We start from the raw sequence: 17757 nt of genomic DNA, 5'->3' as shown, positions 1-17757 counted from the left end.
CTTTCCTTTGTGGCTTGGGTCACCTGGGCAAGGTGGTCTACGGTCTGGCAACTATGGATTCCACAGTGGTCACTGAAAAGGGTGACAACTACACGAAAGCGCTCGGCAATCGCCAAGTGCAGATGATTGCGATCGGCGGCGCCATCGGCGTCGGGCTGTTCCTGGGTGCGGGCGGAAAGCTCCAGCAGGTCGGTCCTTCGCTGGTCTTCTCCTATGCGATCTGCGGTATCGCGGCGTACTTCGTCATGCGCGCTCTGGGCGAACTCGTCATGCAGGAGCCGTCCTCGGGCAGCTTCGTGACGTACGCCCGAAAGTTCATCGGGCCGTGGGCGGGGTTCGCCTCCGGCTGGATGTACTGGGTCAACTGGGCGATGACCGGGATCGCGGAGATCACCGCGGTCGCGATCTACGTGCACAAGTGGCTGCCGGACGTGCCGCAATGGATCACCGCGCTGGTCGCGCTCGGCGTGCTGCTGGCGGTGAACCTGCTCAGTGTCAAGCTGTTCGGTGAGCTGGAGTTCTGGTTCTCCGTGGTCAAGGTGCTCGCCATCGTGGTCTTCCTGATCACCGCGGTCGGGCTCGTGCTCACCAGCGCGAACATCGGCGGCACCACGGCCGGGGTGCACAACCTGACCGGCAACGGCGGGATGTTCCCGGCCGGTGTCGGGATCGCCCTGATGACCCTGCAGGCCGTCATCTTCGCCTACTCGGCGATCGAAGTGGTCGGCATCGCCGCGGGGGAGACGAAGGATCCCCGCAAGGTGCTGCCCAAGGCCATCAACAGCGTGATCTGGCGGATCGGCGTGTTCTACGTCGGTTCGGTCCTGATGCTCGCGATGCTGCTGCCGTGGTCGTTCTACAACGGCGGGGAAAGCCCGTTCGTCACGGTGTTCTCCCGGCTCGGCATTCCCGGCGTCGGTGACGTGATGAACGCCGTCGTGCTCACCGCGGCCCTGTCCTCGTGCAATTCAGGGCTCTATTCCACCGGCCGCATCCTGCGCGCGCTGGCCGAAAAGGGCGAAGCGCCCAAATTCGTCGGAAAAATGAACAAGCATCACGTGCCGTTCGGTGGAATTCTTTTCACGTCCGGCGCCTATGTGCTGGGCGTGGTGCTGAACTACCTGGTGCCGAAGGAGGCCTTCGACATCGCCATCGCGATCGCCTCGCTGGGCGTCATCTCGACCTGGGCGACGCTGGTCATCTGCCAGATGCGCATGCGGACGATGTCCCTGCGCGGTGAGATCGAACGGCCCGCCTATCGAATGCCCGGCGCGCCCTACACCGGCTGGGCCACCCTGGCCTTCCTCGCGCTGGTGGTGGTGCTGATGGCCTTCTCGGACGGCGCGGAGAAGATCGCCTTCTACTCCCTGCCCGTGCTGGCGCTCATCCTCGTGGTGGGCTGGCGGTTCGTCGTCGCCAAGCGGCGGCCCGAGATGATTCCCTGACAGTGGTGACGGCGGCAGCGGGCGGAAAACGTCCCCTGCCGCCGTTTCGCTGTCCGTTGTGGACGGTTTAGCTGCTTGGCGACGCCGTCGCGCAGGACGCCCCCCGGTATCCGGGCACGGATCGCAACATGCCCGAAACGTGCCCGGCAACACCCGGTGCTGGACTGGGCGTCATGCCAGCGGATTCCGGCGAGCTTCGATACCAGGTGATTCACGGGTACCGGCGGGCCTATCGCCGGGCGGGTTCCGGGCCCGCCGTGTTGTTCATCCACGGGATCGGCGACGACTCGTCGACGTGGCTGTCCGTGCTGTCGGCACTGGCGGACGAGTTCACCGTGATCGCGCCGGACCTGCTCGGCCACGGTGGATCGGACAAACCGCGCGCCGACTACTCGGTGGCGGCCTACGCGTGCGCGATGCGGGACCTGCTCGCCACCCTGGACGTCGAACGCGTCAGCGTGGTCGGCCACTCGCTCGGGGGCGGGGTGGCCATGCAGTTCGCTTACCAGTTCCCGCAGCTGTGCGAACGGCTCGTCCTGGTGAGTTCCGGCGGTGTCGGCCCGGAGGTCCATCCGCTGCTGCGCCTGGCGACCGCGCCCGGCACCGACCTGATCCTGCCGCTGCTCGGCGCGCTGCCGGTGCGCACCCTGCTGCGCCGGTTCGAACGGCTGCTCCGTCCCGTCGACGGCTTCGGCATAGGCTCCGACTTCGACTACGTCGTCGGCAAGTACGTGCGGCTGGCCGAATCGACCACCAGGCAGGCGTTCCTGCGCACGCTCCGCTCGGTGGTGGACTGGCGTGGCCAGGTCGTCACGATGCTCGATCGCGGCTATCTCACCGAGGGCATGCCCACCATGCTGGTCTGGGGTACCCGGGACCGCGTCGTGCCCAGCCCGCACGCGCAGATCGCCTACGAGGCGTTGCCGAGCAGCAGGCTCGAGATCTTCGAAGGCGCCGGTCACTTTCCGCACCACAGCGCCCCGGAGCGGTTTCTGGCGATCCTGCGGGAGTTCCTCAGCGAGACCGAACCCGCCGCCCACGACAGCGAGAAATGGCGGAAGCTGCTCAGGGCCGGCCGGCGGGACCGGCCGGCCCCGTCGAGCGGCACCTGATCGCGGGGGTCAGGCGGTATGCGGGCAGTTTCCCTGGAACGCGGAGATCGCCGGGTTGCCGGTCGGGATCGGGCAGAGGAACTGTTCGTACCGGGTGTCGGAGTCCACGAATCGTTTCAGCCACGAAATCGAGTACTTCGCGATCGTGGTGTTCGGGGAATTGGGGGTGGAGTGCGATCCGCCCGCCAGCTCCAGATACGCGCGATCGAGCGTGGCTGGCAGGCTCGCGTAGAACGGCCGGGAGTGGTTGGCGACCGGCGCGATGGCGTCGTTCTGGACGCCGACGATCAGCGAGGGCACTTTGAGCGACGAGAAATTGTTGTTGAAGTCGTAGCCCGCCAGCGGGATCGCGGCCTTGAGCGTGGGCGTGCTCCTGGCGGCTTCGAGTGTCCCGCCGCCGCCCATGGAATGGCCCATCACGGCGAGCCGGGCGGGGTCGATCCGGCTCTTGACCGGGCTCTGGCCGACGAGGTACTTCAGCGCGGCGAGCAGCTGTGTGCCGCGGCTGTCGGGCAGGTCGAACAGCCCGAGGGTGTCGATGGTGATCACGACGAACCCCTGTGAGGCCAGTCGCGGCCCGTACCAGCCGATGGCGGACTGCGGGCTGACGAACCCTGGCGAAACCGCGATCGCGCCGTAGGTTCCTTCGGCTGTGCTGGTCGGGTAGTAGATCGTGCCGCCGCCGAAGGTCGAGGTCTTGGGCGCGGTGGTTTGCGAGATGGCGAACGGGCCGGTGGTGGCTTCGATGCTCGCCACGGTCGGGGCGGGGCCGCGGGCATAGGGATTGTCGGCGGCGATCGCGGTGGGCGCGCCGAGTGTGGCTCCCGAAAGGAGACCGGCGAGCAGCACCAGGACGGCGGCCAGGATGAGACGAAGTTTTTCGCGCACGGAAATGGCCTTTCGAACGGGTTTCTGTGCTGTCGGAAAGGGTTCCGACGCAGGTCAGGCTAGGGACGTCGGTAAACCCTGTAAAGCAGCGTTCACCGGTGCGCCGGTTCTTGTCTCCGCGATGACAATTATCGTGTTTTCCGTTCGTAAGTGCCGCACAAACTCCGTACCGGCACCGGCCGGTCCGATTCGGGTAGGATCGGGAGTGGATCCGGGAGGAGGAGTGATGAGCCGGTTTCAGCTGCTGCTGACGGCGTTCGTGTTCTTCGTCGTCTTCCCGGTCGAGATGAGCGGCACGCTCGATCCGCTCGTCCTGGTCACCGCCCTCACCGGCAGCTTCGCGTTGCTGCTGATCGTGTGGACGGTCTCCCTCACGATCGAGCCCGCTTCGAGCCCCGCCCGCGTTCGCGCCATCGCGCTGCGCGAACGGGCCCGCCGCACCGCTTTCCTGCGGCTGCGCGACCCCGGCGCGGCGGGCAACGCCCGTCCCAGAGCACCCTCGGCCGCCTCGGCGGCTGCGTGCCTCGCCTGACGTACCGGTCCGGTCCGTCCGGGTTATCCGTTCCTTTTCCTTGCGCACAGCCGCTTCCGTTGTCCGTTCTCCTCATTCGAGACCACACGGAGTGCCGCCCATGTTCGCTTTCCTCGACGTGCCCGTCGCCGCCGTCCACCACGTGGTCGGCTGGCTCGCCACCCTCGCCGATCCTGTGTTCGGCGAGCTCAGCACCGCGATCGTCATCGTCGCGTTCACCGCCGCCGTCCGTCTGCTGCTGCATCCGCTCGCCCGCGCCGCTGTCCGGGGTGAGAAGGCCCGCGCGGCGCTGGCACCGAAGGTGGGTGAGCTGCGCAAGCTCCACGGCAAGGATCCCCAGCGCCTGCGGCGCGAGACGACCGAGCTGTACCGGGACTCGGGAACCTCGCTGTTCGCCGGTTGCCTGCCCATGGTGGCGCAGGTGCCGTTCTTCACCGTGATGTACCGGCTGTTCGCGTCGCCGACGGTCGACGGCGCCCCGAACTCTCTGCTCGGCCACACGCTCTTCGGGGCGCCGCTGGGCCTGCACGTCACCGACGTCTTCACCGTCGGCTCGGTCAGCGTCCACGTCCTGGTGTTCGCCTGCCTGTTCGCCGCCCTCGCCCTGGTCGCCCGGTTCACCATCCGCTGGCAGGCCAGGCTCGCCGAGCGGACCGGGGCGCCGGACGTCCCGGGAGCCGCGTTGATGCGGCTGCTGCCGTACGGGACGGTGCTGTTCGCGGCCTTCGTGCCGCTCGCCGCCGGGCTGTACCTGCTGACCACGACCACCTGGACGGCGGTCGAACGGGCCGCGCTGCGCCGGGAGAAAAGCGCCTCGCGGGCCGTTTCGGGTTAGGTTCTCCCCATGGCGAAAGACTCCGCGGTGGAGCTCGAGGTGGGGGACCGGACGGTGCGGATCTCCAACCCGGACCGGGTGTACTTCCCGGCTCGGGGGGAGACCAAGCTCGACCTGGTCCGCTACTACCTGTCGGTCGGCGAGGGCATCGTGCGGGCGCTGCGTGAGCGGCCCTGCATGCTGCACCGGTTCCCGTCCGGGGTGGCGGGGGACAAGGTGCACCAGAAGCGCGTCCCGAACGGCGCCCCGCCGTGGCTGGAAACCGTCCGGGTGCACTTCCCGCGCTATAACCGGCACGCCGACGAGCTGTGCGTCACGGAGCTGGCGCACGTGGTGTGGGCGGTGCAGATGTCCACTGTGGAGTTCCACCCGTGGAACTCCCGCCGCGCCGACACCGAACGCCCCGACGAGTGGCGCATCGACCTGGACCCGATGCCCGAGTGCGGGTTCGCCGTGGTGCGGCGGGTGGCCCACGTCGTCCACGAGATCCTCGACGAGCTGGGCATGACCGGCTGGCCCAAGACGTCCGGCGGCAACGGGCTGCACGTCTACGTCCGGATCGAGCCGCGGTGGGAGTTCGCCGACGTCCGCCGGGCCGCGCTCGCGTTCGCGCACGAGGTCGAACGACGGCTGCCGGACGAGGTCACCACCACCTGGTGGCGCAAGGACCGCGACCCGAAGAAGCTGTTCGTCGACTACAACCAGAACGCGCGCGACCACACGATCGCCAGCGCGTACTCCGTGCGCGGGGTGCCGGAGGCGATCGTGTCCACGCCGATCACCTGGGCGGAGGTCGACGACGTCGAGCCGCGGGAGAGCACCATCGCGACGATGCCCGCGCGGTTCGCCGAGCTCGGTGATCTCCACCGGGGCATCGACGACACGGCGTACTCGCTGGAAACGCTGCTGGAGTGGGCGGATCGGGACGGTTTGTCCGAGCCACCCGGCGAGTGAGCGGCGAAACGCGTCAAAGGTTCGCCGGCCCGGTTGCCGACCATCGACGCGATGCTTTACTGGCCTCAGCGCCAGGGGCGAAGGGCGCCCTGGCCGACCGATTCGACGAGGAGGACCATCACCGTGGCCGATCCAGTGGCGCAGCTCGCCTTCATCCGTCCCCTTCCCGGTAAGGAGGACGAGGTCGAGCGGCACCTGCTCCAGCTCGTGGACGCGGCCAAGGTCGAAGACGGCACCAAGGTGTACGTCGCGCACCGGCGTGAGCTGGAGGGTGGCCGCGTCGAGTTCGTGTTCTACGAGCTCTTCAGCGACTCGGACGCCTTGTCGGTGCACGGCAAGAACCCGGCACTGCGGGCGTTCGCCGGTCAGGCCGCGGAGCTGCTCGACGGCGGCATCACGGTCGAACCGCTCGGCATCGTGGCCGGGAAGGCCACCGCGTTGCCCGTCTGAGACCTTTCCGGATCGATCCAGACACGTTCGCCGGTTGCTTCCGGCCGGTCCTGCGGCGAATATGTTGCGACTCACAACATATTCGCCGTCAAGGGTGCCGGAGGTTGTCCATGCGCGAGCGCAGGCCTGTCTGGCGGGTCGTGGTAGCCGTTCTGGGGTTGTCCGGGGCACTGGTCGTCGCGGCCGGGGCTCCCTCGGGGGCGGCGATTGCCGCCGGGGGCACCGCGACGGACTGCTGCGGCGGCCCGGCGTCGTGGGCGACGGGGAACAAGGCGGCGCTGGGCACCTCGGCCACCACGGCGAGCACGGTCTGGTTCACCGTGGCCAACGGCATCACCTCCGAGGTGTTCTACCCCCGCGCCGACGTGGCGAACACGCAGGACATGCAGTTCGTCGTCACCGACGGCTCGACCTTCGTCGACCTGGAGCGCGACGCCACCACGCACGCGGTGTCGATGCCCGACGAGAAGGCCCTCGAATACACGGTCACGAACACCGCGAAGAGCGGAAAGTACCGGATCACCACCAGTTACGTGACCGACCCGAATCGGGCGACGCTGCTGACCAGCACCCGGTTCCAGTCGCTCGACGGCGGCGCCTACCGGCTCCACCTGCTGGCCAACCCGTCCATGGCCGGGGGCGGTGGCAACGACAACGCTTGGTGGGACGCCGGTTCCGGCGCGCTGATGGCGAGCGGCACCGAAAACCTGTTCGGCGCGTCCACCACCGTCACCTCGGCGCTGCGGGTGTCGAGCGGGTTCGTCGCGCACGACAACGGTTACAGCGGCGCGGGCAGTGACTGCCTCACCGACCTGCGGGCCGACAAGGTGCTGACCAACCAGTTCGACGCGGTGTCGGGCACCGGCAACGTCGTCCAATGTGGACAGATCGCGGTCGGCGCGGACACCACGTTCACCGTCGCGCTCGCGTATGGCGGCACCGCCGCGGCGGCGAACTCCGCGGCCGGCGCCTCGTTGTCCGCCGGGTTCCCGAGCGTGGCCGGTGCTTACCGCACCGGCTGGAACGGTTACCTGGCCGGGCTGAAGCCCGCTCCGGTGAGCGTCGCGAGCGACACCCAGCGCCGCCGCGCGTACTACGTGGCTGCGATGGCACTGCACGCCGCCGAGGACAAGACGCATCCCGGTGCCAGCGTCGCGGGCCTCGCGACGCCGTGGGGTGACTTCACCAACGGCGACAGTCTCAACGACGGCTACCACCGGGTCTGGGGCCGCGACCTCTACCAGCAGGCGACCGGCTTGCTCGCCGCAGGGGACAGCGCGCAGGCGAAACGCATGGCGCAGTTCCTGTGGAACTCGCAGTGGATCGGCTCGCCGACCGCTGGCGACGGGACGACGTACCCCGCGGGCGCGTTTCCCCGTTACAGCCCGGTGAGTGGCGTGGCCGGGGCGAACGCCCAGCTGCTGGGCTGCTGCGAGCAACTCGACCAGGACGCCGACGCGATCCTGCTCGCCTGGCAAACAGGGCTGACCGACGCGGGCACCTACGCCAAGGTGAAGCTGACCGCGAACCACATCCGTGCCGCCGGGCCGGACACCACGGAACGCTGGGAGGAGCAGTACGGCAAGTCGCCCTCGTCGATCGCCGCCGAGATCGCCGGGCTGGTCGCCGCGGGCGCGATCGCGAGGGCCAACGGCGACGCCGCGAGCGCCGCGACCTGGGAGTCCACAGCGGACTCGTGGCGCGCCTCGCTGACTGGCTGGACCGTCACCACGTCCGGCTACTGGGGCGGCCACCAGTACTACGAGCGACTCGACAAGGGCACGAACCCGAACGACACCGCACAGATCTGCTTCGACGACGGCTGCTACTACGAACGCGACGTGGTGGACTTCGGCTTCCTCGACCTGGTCCGGCTGGGCATCCGGCCCGCCGCGGACGCGACTGTCGCGGCGTCGATCGCGCCCACCGCCGCCGCGTACGACGGCAACGCGCCGATGCAGGTGACGACGCCCAACGGGGACGTCTACTTCCACCGCTACGTCCACGACAGCTACGGCGAAAGCAGCGCGAACTGCGGTGGCTGGCCCGCCAACGGCTCCCAGCGCTCCGGCAGGCTGTGGCCGGTGCTCTCGGGCGAACGTGGTGAGTACGAGCTCGCGAACGGGCGGTCCGCCGCGGTCTATCTCAAGTCGATGGCCGATTCGGCCAACGAGGGCTACTTCGTGCCCGAGCAGATCTGGGACCGCGCCGACCTCGCGTGTTTCGGGCTCGGCAGGCCGACGGGCAGCGCGGCGCCGCTCATGTGGGCCGAGGGGCAGTACCTCCGGCTCGCACAGAGCATCGACGCCGGGCAGAACCTCGACACGCCTTCGGTGGTGCGGACTCGCTACGGCACCTGATTCTCCCTGGTGAAAAACGCGCCACGCCGTGCTCGCCCGTTCCTGTTGTCGGGGTGGGGCTGATCTGCGACGATGCTGGTCCGTCGCGATCGAAGGAGCATCCGGTGTCCGCTCGTCTGAACCCGTACATCAGCTTTGCCGGCAACGCGCGCCAAGCCATGGAGTTCTACAACGGAGTCTTCGGCGGCACGCTGGAGCTGAACACGTTCGGCCAGTACGGCGCGCCGGACGCCCCCGGGGCCGACAAGATCATGCACGGCATGCTCGAGACCGAGGGCGGGTTCACGCTCATGGCCGCGGACAATCCCCCGGGGACGGAGCACAACCCCGGCGACAACATCACGGTGAGCCTGAGCGGCGACGACGGTGACGAACTGCGGGGCTATTGGGAGAAACTGTCCGCCGAGGGCACCGTTTCGGTCGCGCTGGAGAAGCAGATGTGGGGCGACGAGTTCGGCATGTGCGTGGACCGCTTCGGCATCGGCTGGCTGGTGAACATCAGCCAGCCCCAAGGCTGAGCGAGCGCCCGTCCCGCGATGACCGCTGCCCAACTGCCCCTGAAGGCCACCTTCACGGCGTTTTACGCGGTGAAGGTGGCCTTCAGGGGCAAGGGCGGCCGCGCGGACGGCCTCAGGGCTGAACGGGTCGGCTGCTGTTAGATTCGGCGGTATGCCCAGCGACTTCGCACTCAAGACCATGAACGCTTTTCACCGAGGACTGCTCAAGGTCAGTGGCGGGCGGGCCGGGTGGAGCGCGTCCAACATGCCCGTACTGGAGCTCACCACCACCGGCCGCAAGTCCGGCCAGCCCCGCTCGGTGATGCTCACCTCGCCGATCCAGGAGGGCACCACCCTCGTCCTCGTGGCTTCGCGCGGCGGTGATGACAAGCATCCGGCGTGGTTCCTCAACCTGCGGGACAACCCCAGCGTCGAGGTCGCCTACCAGGGCAAGGCGGCGCGGCCGATGGTGGCCAGGGTGGCCACCGCCGAGGAGCGTGCCCGGTTGTGGCCGCTGGTGGTGGCCGACCACAAGAACTACGCCGGCTACCAGACCAAGACCGAGCGGGAGATCCCGTTGGTGCTGCTCGAAGAAACCACGAGCTGACCGTACTTAGTGGACCTGGAGACGAAGGACGCCGTCGGCTTCCGGCCGGTTCCCTGGTGGGCGGTGGTCTCGTCGCTGGTGGCACCGGTCGCGATGATCGGCGGCTGGACCGTCGCGGCGGCACGGCAGCCCGCGGGGTACGACTCGATCCGCCAGACGATCAGCGCGCTCGCCGGGCACGGCGCGCAGGATCGGGCGATCATGACGACGGGCCTCGCCGTGCTCGGGGTGTGTCACGTCGTGACCGCGCTCGGACTCCGGCCCGCGCGGTGGCCCGGCCGGGTGGTGCTGGCCGTCGGCGGCGTGGCCACCGCTGTGGTGGCGGCACTGCCGTTGCCGGTTTCGGGACCGTCGGGCGCCCACGGGGTGACGGCGCTGATCGCGTTCCTCGCGCTGGTGCTCTGGCCGGTGGGAGCCGCGTTCCGGCGGGCCCCGGCGGCGGTTTTGCGCAGGCCGATGACCGTGGTCGCGGTCACCGTGTTGGTAAGCCTGCTGATCGCTTTCGGGATCGCTCTTCAGAACGGTGACCTCGTCGGTTTGACCGAACGCCTGCTCGCGGGGGCGCAATCCCTGTGGCCCGCGATCGTCGTACTCGGCGCTCGATTCACTATTTCGGGTGAACGGCCGTGAGCTGACCGAAATGAAGTCGCCCGCCATGCCTGGTAATGGCATGACGGGCGACCGGCTTGGGATCAGGCGATACCGATGATCGCGAGAATGGCGTCGATCAAGGAAACGATCGTGGTCATGTTCTCTCCTTAGGATGGTTTACCTGAAAGGCAATGAACTCGCGCCTTCGAAATAGTGCCGATGCGGATGATCATCGCTGGTTCCCAGTCTTGTCAGCCTTATTTCAGGTGTTTGAGCACTTTATTTCTTCCGGGTAACGTGTCGGCGGGCTGATTGCCGAAGGGTTGCCGGTTGTGAAGTGTGAAAAAAGAGACGCGATCGGCCCGCTTCGGGCCTCAAGTCAATCGCCCGCGCTGAACCGGCGCAGTACCTCGGTGGTGTCGGCGAGGAAACCGGCCACGGTCTCGGCGTGCGCCGGTTCGAGCCGTTCGGTGAGCTCGGTGATGGCGCTGATGAGCGGCGCGAGCGCGGCGCGGACCTCGGTGCGGGCCGAGTCGCTGACGGCGAGGGTGATGCGGCGGCGGTCGGTCGGGTGCGGCACCCGCCGGACGTGGCCAGCGGCCTCGAGCCGGTCGACCAGCACGGTGGCCGACGCCGACCGGATGCTCAGCGCGTGCGCCAGGTCCACCGTGCCCAGTGGTCGGGGGCTGCCCGCCAGATGCTGCAGCGCCTGGACGTCGGTGCCGCCCAGTTCGAGTCGCTTCGCCAGCGTGTTCTGCACGTCGTGCGCGAGCGCGAGCAGATTCCTCAGCGCGAGGTTGACCCGCAGCGTGACTTCTTCCACCCGGACAGCTTAGGCCGCCAGGTCGCTAGACAGTCTAGTAAATATTGCTAGACTGTCTAGCGAGGTGCGACCTGGGAGGCGGAACGGATGGATCTGCGGGCGATGAACGCGGCGATGGTGGCCAAGGTGCTGGCCGAACCGGCGCGGCCGGTGACCGACGGCGAGTACGGCTTGCGGGTCGTCGAGACGAGCGGGCGGGCCAGTGGCGAGCCGAGGCGTGTGCCGCTGGCGGTGATCCAGGCCTCGGGACGGCGATATCTGGTTTCGCCGGTCCGTGACCGGGACTGGGTGGCGAATCTGCTGGCCGAGCCCGCGTGCGCGGTGCTGTCGGCGTCGAGCCGTCAGTCCTGCCGGGCCGAAGTCCCCGGCGACGAGGAGGCCGCCGGGATCGTGGCGCAGTACCTCGCCTCGATGTCCGTGCCCTGGGCGATCAGCGCCTTCCCGATCGCCAAGGACGCGAGCCTGGCCGAGATCCGGGTGAACCTGCCCGGCATGGCGGTTTTCCGGCTGCGCGAAACGGGGAACGCGTGAACCCCGCCGCGCCGGTCGTGATCGCGGGTGGCGGTCCCGGCGGGATGATCCTGGGCTATCTGCTCGCCAGGGCGGGCGTGCCGGTGACGGTGCTGGAGTCCCGGGGCGACTTCGACCGGGACTTCAGGGGCGACTCGCTGCACCCGTACACGCTGGAGCTGCTCGACCGGCTCGGGCTGGCCGCGGCGCTGCTGGAACTCGACCACTTCAAGGCCCGCGCGTTCCGTTTCCACACACCGGCCGGGGTGTGGAGCACCGCGGACTACCACCGCCTGCCCACCCCGTTCAACTACGTCGCCCTGATGCCGCAGGTCCGGTTTCTCGACTTCCTCGCCGCTCAGGCCGCCACCCTGCCGGGGTTCACCCTGCGGATGGGCGCCAAGGTGACCGGCCTGCTGGAGGCCGCGGACGGCACGGTCACCGGCGTCCGTTGCCGTGACGAGGAGATCCCCGCCTGCCTGGTGATCGGCGCCGATGGCCGGTTCTCCACGGTCCGCCGCCTGGCCGGGATGCCCGCGCTCCCGCTGGGCGCGACCACGGACATCCTGTGGTTCCGGCTGCCGCGCTCCCCGCTGGACCCGCCGGACGCCGACCTCGACCTGTACTTCGGCCGGGACTCCTACGTCGGCGTCCTGGGCGGAATCAGTGACTGGCAGGTCGGCTACAGCATCGAGAAGGGCGCGTACGCCGAAGTCCGTGAGCGCGGTCCCGAGCCGATCCGCGCGTTCCTCGGCGAGCACGTCCCGTGGCTGGCGGACCGGGCGCACCTGCTCACCGACTTCTCGCAGACCACGCTGCTCTCGGTCGACATCTCCCGGGCCGAGCGATGGCATCGGCCGGGCCTGCTCCTGATCGGCGACGCCACCCATGTGATCTCCCCGGTGGGGGGAAACGGGATCCTGATGGCGATCCAGGACGCCGTCGCGACGGCCAACCGGATCACCTTGCCGTTGCTGGACGGCACACTGTCCACTGAGGACCTCGGGGCGGTCCGGCAGGATCGGATCGACGCGATCGAACAGGTGCAGGCCCAGCAGGTGCGGGTCGAACGCCGGGCGGCGCGGGCACGGGCGCGGGGGAAGGCCGCCGCGCCGCCCGGATTCCTGCGGTGGCTCTTCGCCATCCCCGCGCTGCGGCTCAGGAGCGCGCGGGCCAACGCCTACGGCCCGGCGGCGCCCCGGCTGGACGCCAGCCTGCTCAACCGCTTGTCCTGAGTGGACGGGCAAGGCCGTGTCTGGCAAATCAAGTTCACGAAGCCCATCGAACAGATTTACCTGACACGCCCTAGGGTGCCGGGGTGAACGGTGAACTGGTCTATGGCTGTATGGGACTCGGCGGCGCCTGGTCGGCCGCCCCGCTGACGGCGGCGGACGTCGACAAGGCGGAACGCGCGGTGGCGGCGGCGCTCGAGATCGGGATCGCCTGGTTCGACCAGGCCGACATCTACCGGCTTGGCAAGTCCGAGGCCGTGCTGGGGCGGGTGCTGGCGCGGAATCCGGCCTGGCGGGAGAAGATCCGGATCCAGACCAAATGCGGCATCCGGCTCGGTGAGCACGGGCTCGAGGCGTACTACGACCTCGGCAAGGCTTCGATCCTCGATCGTGTCCATGCCAGCCTCGACCGGCTGGACACGGATTTCGTCGACATCCTGCTGCTGCACCGGCCGGATCCGCTGATGCAGCCCGCCGAGATCGCGGAAGCCTTCGCCGAGTTGCGGGCGGCGGGCAAGGTCGGCGCGCTCGGGGTGTCGAACATGTCGGCCGCGCAGATGGCTTTCCTGCAGGACGCGCTCGACGAGCCGCTCGTGGTGAACCAGCTGGAGATGAGCCTGGGCAAACGCGACTGGGTCGATGCCGGGGTGCTGGTCAACCACCCGGACGGGCGCGCGGTGAACTTCCCCGAGGGCACCCTCGAGTACTGCCGTACCCACAGCGTGCGGTTGCAGGCCTGGGGATCGCTGGCCCAGGGCGTCTACTCCGGCTCCGCCGCCGCGGACCGCACGCCCGCCGACGAGCGGACCGCCGCGCTGGTCGCCGAACTGGCCGCGGCCAAGGGCACCACGCCGGAGGCGATCGTGCTCGGCTGGCTCCTGCGCCACCCCGCCGGAATCGAGCCGGTCATCGGCACCGCCGACCCCGGCCGGATCCACGCCTGCGCGGACGCGGCCCGGCAGGCCGCGGCGATGACCACGGTCGAGTGGTACGCGCTCTACACCGCCGCGCGCGGGCAAACCGTGCCCTGATCTTTATTGATTCAGAGCAGGGCGATTTCTGCTAGCCTTCGGTCGCTTTCTCCGGTGGCCCGGTGCTGTGCCGCCTGCGACTTTCCTCCGGTGCGCCGGAAAACACGACACTCTCCCCGAGGAGCGAATATGACTGCCATCGTCCGGGTCCGCGGCCGCGAGGTCCTCGACAGCCGGGGCAACCCGACCGTCGAGGTCGACGTCGAGCTCGAGGACGGTTCGCTGGGGCGCGCGGCGGTGCCGTCGGGCGCGTCCACCGGGACGAAGGAAGCCGTCGAACTGCGCGACGGCGACAAGTCGCGCTACCACGGCAAGGGCGTGCGCAAGGCCATCGACGCCGTCAACGCCGAGATCGCCGGTGCCGTCATCGGGCTCGAAGCCGAGGCTCAGGCGCAGGTCGACCGCACCCTCATCGAGCTCGACGGCACGCCGAACAAGGCCAGGCTCGGCGCCAACGCGACGCTCGGTGTTTCCCTCGCCGTCGCCAAGGCCGCCGCGCAGGCCAACACGCTGCCGCTGTACCGCTACGTCGGTGGCGTGTTCGCGCACCTGCTGCCGATGCCGATGATGAACATCATCAACGGCGGCGCGCACGCCGACAACCCGATCGACTTCCAGGAGTTCATGATCGGCCCCGTCGGCGCGGAGACCTTCGCCGACGCCGTCCGCATGGGTTCCGAGGTGTTCCACACGCTCCGGAAGTCGCTGCACGACGCCGGGCACGGCACGAACGTCGGCGACGAGGGCGGCTTCGCGCCCAACCTGAGCTCGGCCGACGAGGCGCTGGAGTTCGTCGTCCGCGCGATCGAGCAGTCCGGCTACACCCCGGGTGAGGACATCGCGCTGCTGCTCGACCCGGCGGCGTCGGAGTTCTACGCCGACGGCGTCTACGACTACACCGGCGAGGGACGCAAGCGCAGCGTCGAGGAGCACGTGGCCTACCTCGCCGAGCTGACCGGGCGGTTCCCGATCGTGTCCATCGAGGACGGTCTGGCTCAGGACGACTTCGAAGGCTGGAAGCAGCTCACCGACAAGATCGGCGGCCGCGTCCAGCTCGTCGGCGACGACGTCTTCTGCACGAACGTGAACCTGCTGCGCGACGGGATCGAGCGGGGCATCGGGAACTCGATCCTGGTCAAGGTCAACCAGATCGGCACCCTGACCGAAACGCTGACCACGGTGGAGACCGCGCACAAGGCCGGGTACTCCGTGGTCATGTCGCACCGCTCCGGTGAGACCGAGGACACCACCATCGCCGACCTCGCGGTGGCCACCAACTGCGGCCAGATCAAGACCGGTTCGCTGTCCCGCTCCGACCGTACGGCGAAGTACAACCAGCTCATCCGCATCGAGGAGGAGCTGGGTGCGGAGGCCCGCTACGCCGGTCGCGACACCCTGCGCGGCCAGCGCTAGACAGTGGATTCACCCGCGTAAGCGGTGGGAAACATTCTCTGGATCCGCAGATGCGGGATAGTCTGGTCCGGAGAGTGGGAGGCCGGATGCACGACAGGACGCGGGTCGCCGTACTGCTGGACCGTCATCAGCCGGGCCGGTCGGTGCGGTCCATCGCCGCGTCGGCGGGGTTGCCGGCGGCGAGCCTGGATTCCTGGCTCGACGCCGGCTCGCCCACCCATCCGGCCGCACTGGTCTCGGTGGACACGATGTGCCGCGTCGCGGCCGCGACCGGGGTGGCGCTCGCGGTGGTCTCGCGGGCGTTCACCGGCACCTGGTTCGACCTCAACGGCTGGCAGTGGAACCACTTCCAGCCCGGCGACCGCGTCGTCGTGTTCAGCGCGCCCGACCCGGAAACCCGCACCCGGACGGCCACCTACGGGACCGTGTCCGCGGTCGACCCGCTCGACGTCATCGAGGTCGATCTCGACGACGGCACCCGCTACCTCCGCAACCCCGAGAGCGACGGCCAGATCTGTCACGTCAGCGGTGGCTGCCACTGCGTCACCGCGCACTGACCCGACCGGCGGGAGATACCTGGGCTGGGTATGGTGAGGGGATGAGCGGGCGGAAGACGGGCACCTGGGCGCGCTGGGCGCTGCTGTGCGCCCTCGCCTGGGGTGTGGTCGCCATGCACCACGTCGGGACGGCCCAGCCCGGTCACTCGATGGACGACCCCGCGCCCGCCGCGATGGTCATGGTCGCCGCGCCAGGGCTGCCCGCCGCGGATCCGGCGCCGATGGACCCCGGAATGCACCACGATCCGCTGCATCTGTGCCTGGCCGTGCTCGGCGCCCTCGCGGGTCTCGCCGTGGTGCTTTGGCTGCTCGGCGTCGTGGGCGCGGTGGCGCCGTCGCTCGCCCAGCGCGTCCGGCGGCCGGGTCCCTCGCGCCCACCGCCGTCCAGACGTGGTCGCGAAATCCTCCTCACCGCCTGTGTGCTGCGGGTCTGACAGGCCCGGCCGGTCGCTCGCCGGTCACGCCGTCATGACCTGAACCCACGCGGAAACAGAGGACCCACCAATGATTCACCGAACCATGCGCTTCGTACTGCCCGTACTCGCCGCGGGCGTGCTGCTCGCCGGTTGCGCCGGCCAGAGCACCGGACCCGCCCCGAGCGCCAGTGCCTCGGCGGCCGGGCACAACCAGGCCGACGTCACCTTCGCCCAGCAGATGATCCCGCACCACCAGCAGGCCGTCGAAATGGCGAAGCTGGTGCCCGCGGGCACGGCCAACCAGCCGATCCGGGACCTGGCGAGCCGGATCCAGCAGGCTCAGGACCCGGAGATCGCCACGATGACCGGCTGGCTGACGGCCTGGGGCGCGCCCGCGCCGATGGCCGGGATGGACCACGGCTCGATGGCCGGGATGATGTCCGCGACCGAGATGGCCGACCTCGCCAAGGCCAAGGGCGCCGAGTTCGACCGCCGGTGGCTCACCATGATGACCGCCCATCACCAGGGAGCGATCGACATGGCCAAGGCGGAGCTGGGGCAGGGCGGCAGCGGCGAGGCCAAGCAGCTCGCGCAGCAGATCATCGACGCCCAGCAGCGGGAGATCACGACGATGAACGGCCTGCTCAGCGCGGGCTGAGCGACACCGGTGGTGGGGCCAGACCGGCCCCGCCACCGGGTGCCCGTCAAGCCGCCCGGTGTTTCCCGGCCGGGCGGCGTGCCTCCTGGCTCCGCCGGATGCCGGGTGCGGCGCCGAACGAGCCGTGCTCGGTGAGCCGGAGGTCCTCGCCGGTGTCCAGCGCGTCGCCGACGACCGGGCCCGGCTGGTGGGTTGCCCGGTGGCGGCGGTGCACGGCGAACAGCAGCGCGAGCCCGACGACCAGGAAACCGTGCGACAGCAACCGTTCCGGGGTGACGCGGTCACCGAGCAGGTCCCCGGCCGAGACGACGGTGAGCACGAGCACGAACCCGGCGATCATCGGCAGCTGCCCGGCGGCGGCGCGGGTGCGCAGCGCGGCCCAGAGCAGCCCGATGCCGACGGCCAGGTTCCACGCGGCGCTCTCGTTGATCAGATGGGTTTGCATGAACCCGCCCGGTGCGCCGTGCATGCCGGTGTCGACGCCGAGCAGCTGGGCGAACGCGAGCCCGCACTGCACCAGCGCGACCGTGCCCAGCGCGATCCGCAGGCCCCATTTCTCCCGCGGCGGGGGCGCGTTCTCCAGGATGGCGGCGGTGAGGTCCGGCACCGGGGGCGCCGCGCGGACCAGCATCGAGCGGCGCAGGAGAAGGCTCTGCTCGTACCAGCGATGGCAGGCCGGGCAGCCGGTCAGGTGCAGGTCCACCTGCTGTTCGGGCAGCGGTCCGCGCTCGCCGTCGATGCGGGCGGACAGCGCTTCACGGTAGGTCTCACAGCTCACGAAAGAGTTAGTCGTCCGTGAGACGGCTTGAGTTCCCGGCACACCCGTGCACTACGTTGGGTGCGTGT

Annotated in this window: 20 protein-coding genes; 17 read left to right on the top strand and 3 right to left on the bottom strand. The window is 69.3% G+C overall.

Translation table 11 applies throughout. From position 1 onward, the window contains the following. Nucleotides 1-53 precede the first annotated feature (53 nt). Both QMK34_RS29085 and QMK34_RS29080 read left to right on the top strand, forming a co-directional pair. Entirely contained in the window at nucleotides 54-1445 is a 1392-nt protein-coding gene (locus QMK34_RS29085) for an amino acid permease (protein ID WP_326417695.1), read from the top strand. Between the two features lie 173 nt (nucleotides 1446-1618). After that, nucleotides 1619-2557 (top strand): alpha/beta fold hydrolase, encoded by a 939-nt coding sequence (locus tag QMK34_RS29080; RefSeq protein ID WP_326417694.1) that lies wholly within the window; start codon nucleotides 1619-1621, stop codon nucleotides 2555-2557. A gap of 9 nt (nucleotides 2558-2566) precedes the next feature. Here QMK34_RS29080 and QMK34_RS29075 read toward each other — a convergent pair whose 3' ends face one another. Beyond that, nucleotides 2567-3445: a dienelactone hydrolase family protein gene (locus QMK34_RS29075; protein WP_442785242.1), complete on the bottom strand. Its 879-nt coding sequence runs from the start codon at nucleotides 3443-3445 to the stop codon at nucleotides 2567-2569. Between the two features lie 226 nt (nucleotides 3446-3671). Between QMK34_RS29075 and QMK34_RS29070 the strand changes: the two genes are divergently transcribed. From QMK34_RS29070 to QMK34_RS29035, 8 genes are all read left to right on the top strand, one after another. After that, nucleotides 3672-3977: a DUF6412 domain-containing protein gene (locus QMK34_RS29070; RefSeq protein WP_326417693.1), complete on the top strand. Its 306-nt coding sequence runs from the start codon at nucleotides 3672-3674 to the stop codon at nucleotides 3975-3977. Nucleotides 3978-4077: 100 nt separating this feature from the next. Next, nucleotides 4078-4812 (top strand): YidC/Oxa1 family membrane protein insertase, encoded by a 735-nt coding sequence (locus QMK34_RS29065; RefSeq protein WP_326417692.1) that lies wholly within the window; start codon nucleotides 4078-4080, stop codon nucleotides 4810-4812. Between the two features lie 9 nt (nucleotides 4813-4821). Further along, a complete protein-coding gene (gene ligD, locus QMK34_RS29060; RefSeq protein ID WP_326417691.1) occupies nucleotides 4822-5766 on the top strand; it encodes a non-homologous end-joining DNA ligase in 945 nt (314 codons plus the stop codon). A 123-nt stretch (nucleotides 5767-5889) separates the two neighbouring features. Further along, on the top strand, nucleotides 5890-6216 hold the full coding sequence (locus QMK34_RS29055) for a putative quinol monooxygenase (RefSeq protein WP_326417690.1): 327 nt from the start codon (nucleotides 5890-5892) through the stop codon (nucleotides 6214-6216). Between the two features lie 110 nt (nucleotides 6217-6326). Then, nucleotides 6327-8576, top strand: a complete 2250-nt coding sequence (locus QMK34_RS29050; protein WP_326417689.1) for a glycoside hydrolase family 15 protein — start codon at nucleotides 6327-6329, stop codon at nucleotides 8574-8576. 104 nt (nucleotides 8577-8680) lie between these two features. Next, complete coding sequence (locus QMK34_RS29045; protein WP_326417688.1) at nucleotides 8681-9094, top strand: VOC family protein; 414 nt, start codon at nucleotides 8681-8683, stop codon at nucleotides 9092-9094. A gap of 151 nt (nucleotides 9095-9245) precedes the next feature. Continuing rightward, nucleotides 9246-9680 (top strand): nitroreductase/quinone reductase family protein, encoded by a 435-nt coding sequence (locus QMK34_RS29040; RefSeq protein WP_326417687.1) that lies wholly within the window; start codon nucleotides 9246-9248, stop codon nucleotides 9678-9680. Nucleotides 9681-9689: 9 nt separating this feature from the next. Next, nucleotides 9690-10310: a DUF998 domain-containing protein gene (locus QMK34_RS29035; RefSeq protein WP_326417686.1), complete on the top strand. Its 621-nt coding sequence runs from the start codon at nucleotides 9690-9692 to the stop codon at nucleotides 10308-10310. Between the two features lie 340 nt (nucleotides 10311-10650). On the opposite strand, the gene QMK34_RS29030 is transcribed toward QMK34_RS29035, so the two are convergent. Beyond that, nucleotides 10651-11094 (bottom strand): MarR family winged helix-turn-helix transcriptional regulator, encoded by a 444-nt coding sequence (locus QMK34_RS29030; RefSeq protein WP_326417685.1) that lies wholly within the window; start codon nucleotides 11092-11094, stop codon nucleotides 10651-10653. 87 nt (nucleotides 11095-11181) lie between these two features. Here QMK34_RS29030 and QMK34_RS29025 point away from each other — a divergent pair, with 87 nt between their 5' ends. The 7 genes from QMK34_RS29025 to QMK34_RS28995 all read left to right on the top strand — a co-directional run bounded on the left by QMK34_RS29025 (nucleotide 11182) and on the right by QMK34_RS28995 (nucleotide 16911). Further along, entirely contained in the window at nucleotides 11182-11625 is a 444-nt protein-coding gene (locus QMK34_RS29025; RefSeq protein ID WP_326417684.1) for a nitroreductase/quinone reductase family protein, read from the top strand. Next, on the top strand, nucleotides 11622-12839 hold the full coding sequence (locus QMK34_RS29020) for an FAD-dependent oxidoreductase (RefSeq protein WP_326417683.1): 1218 nt from the start codon (nucleotides 11622-11624) through the stop codon (nucleotides 12837-12839). The genes QMK34_RS29025 and QMK34_RS29020 overlap by 4 nt, the downstream gene beginning before the upstream one ends. Nucleotides 12840-12922: 83 nt before the next feature. After that, the gene (locus QMK34_RS29015) at nucleotides 12923-13867 is read left to right on the top strand and encodes an aldo/keto reductase (RefSeq protein WP_326417682.1); all 945 of its coding nucleotides are present in this window, start codon (nucleotides 12923-12925) and stop codon (nucleotides 13865-13867) included. Between the two features lie 129 nt (nucleotides 13868-13996). Beyond that, nucleotides 13997-15280, top strand: coding sequence for a phosphopyruvate hydratase (gene eno / locus QMK34_RS29010; protein ID WP_326417681.1), 1284 nt, complete (start codon nucleotides 13997-13999; stop codon nucleotides 15278-15280). Between the two features lie 86 nt (nucleotides 15281-15366). Continuing rightward, nucleotides 15367-15837 (top strand): hypothetical protein, encoded by a 471-nt coding sequence (locus tag QMK34_RS29005; protein WP_326417680.1) that lies wholly within the window; start codon nucleotides 15367-15369, stop codon nucleotides 15835-15837. Nucleotides 15838-15878: 41 nt separating this feature from the next. Beyond that, entirely contained in the window at nucleotides 15879-16271 is a 393-nt protein-coding gene (locus QMK34_RS29000; protein ID WP_326417679.1) for a hypothetical protein, read from the top strand. A 70-nt stretch (nucleotides 16272-16341) separates the two neighbouring features. After that, complete coding sequence (locus QMK34_RS28995) at nucleotides 16342-16911, top strand: DUF305 domain-containing protein (protein WP_326417678.1); 570 nt, start codon at nucleotides 16342-16344, stop codon at nucleotides 16909-16911. Nucleotides 16912-16957: 46 nt separating this feature from the next. Here QMK34_RS28995 and QMK34_RS28990 read toward each other — a convergent pair whose 3' ends face one another. Continuing rightward, nucleotides 16958-17689, bottom strand: a complete 732-nt coding sequence (locus tag QMK34_RS28990) for a zf-HC2 domain-containing protein (RefSeq protein WP_326417677.1) — start codon at nucleotides 17687-17689, stop codon at nucleotides 16958-16960. Between the last annotated feature and the right edge of the window lie 68 nt (nucleotides 17690-17757).

Origin of the sequence: Amycolatopsis sp. H20-H5, assembly GCF_035828755.1 — a bacterium.
GTDB lineage: Bacteria > Actinomycetota > Actinomycetes > Mycobacteriales > Pseudonocardiaceae > Amycolatopsis.
This window is presented reverse-complemented; position numbering and strand designations above follow the sequence as displayed.

Bases quoted from the DNA above. Each gene is read 5' to 3' on its own strand.
- eno (WP_326417681.1), top strand. From the start codon at position 13,997: ATGACTGCCATCGTCCGGGTCCGCGGCCGCGAGGTCCTCGACAGCCGG.
- ligD (WP_326417691.1), top strand. From the start codon at position 4,822: ATGGCGAAAGACTCCGCGGTGGAGCTCGAGGTGGGGGACCGGACGGTG.
- QMK34_RS29000 (WP_326417679.1), top strand. From the start codon at position 15,879: ATGAGCGGGCGGAAGACGGGCACCTGGGCGCGCTGGGCGCTGCTGTGC.
- QMK34_RS29085 (WP_326417695.1), top strand. From the start codon at position 54: ATGGATTCCACAGTGGTCACTGAAAAGGGTGACAACTACACGAAAGCG.
- QMK34_RS29050 (WP_326417689.1), top strand. From the start codon at position 6,327: ATGCGCGAGCGCAGGCCTGTCTGGCGGGTCGTGGTAGCCGTTCTGGGG.
- QMK34_RS29005 (WP_326417680.1), top strand. From the start codon at position 15,367: ATGCACGACAGGACGCGGGTCGCCGTACTGCTGGACCGTCATCAGCCG.
- QMK34_RS29025 (WP_326417684.1), top strand. From the start codon at position 11,182: ATGGATCTGCGGGCGATGAACGCGGCGATGGTGGCCAAGGTGCTGGCC.
- QMK34_RS29080 (WP_326417694.1), top strand. From the start codon at position 1,619: ATGCCAGCGGATTCCGGCGAGCTTCGATACCAGGTGATTCACGGGTAC.
- QMK34_RS29070 (WP_326417693.1), top strand. From the start codon at position 3,672: ATGAGCCGGTTTCAGCTGCTGCTGACGGCGTTCGTGTTCTTCGTCGTC.
- QMK34_RS29065 (WP_326417692.1), top strand. From the start codon at position 4,078: ATGTTCGCTTTCCTCGACGTGCCCGTCGCCGCCGTCCACCACGTGGTC.
- QMK34_RS28995 (WP_326417678.1), top strand. From the start codon at position 16,342: ATGATTCACCGAACCATGCGCTTCGTACTGCCCGTACTCGCCGCGGGC.
- QMK34_RS29040 (WP_326417687.1), top strand. From the start codon at position 9,246: ATGCCCAGCGACTTCGCACTCAAGACCATGAACGCTTTTCACCGAGGA.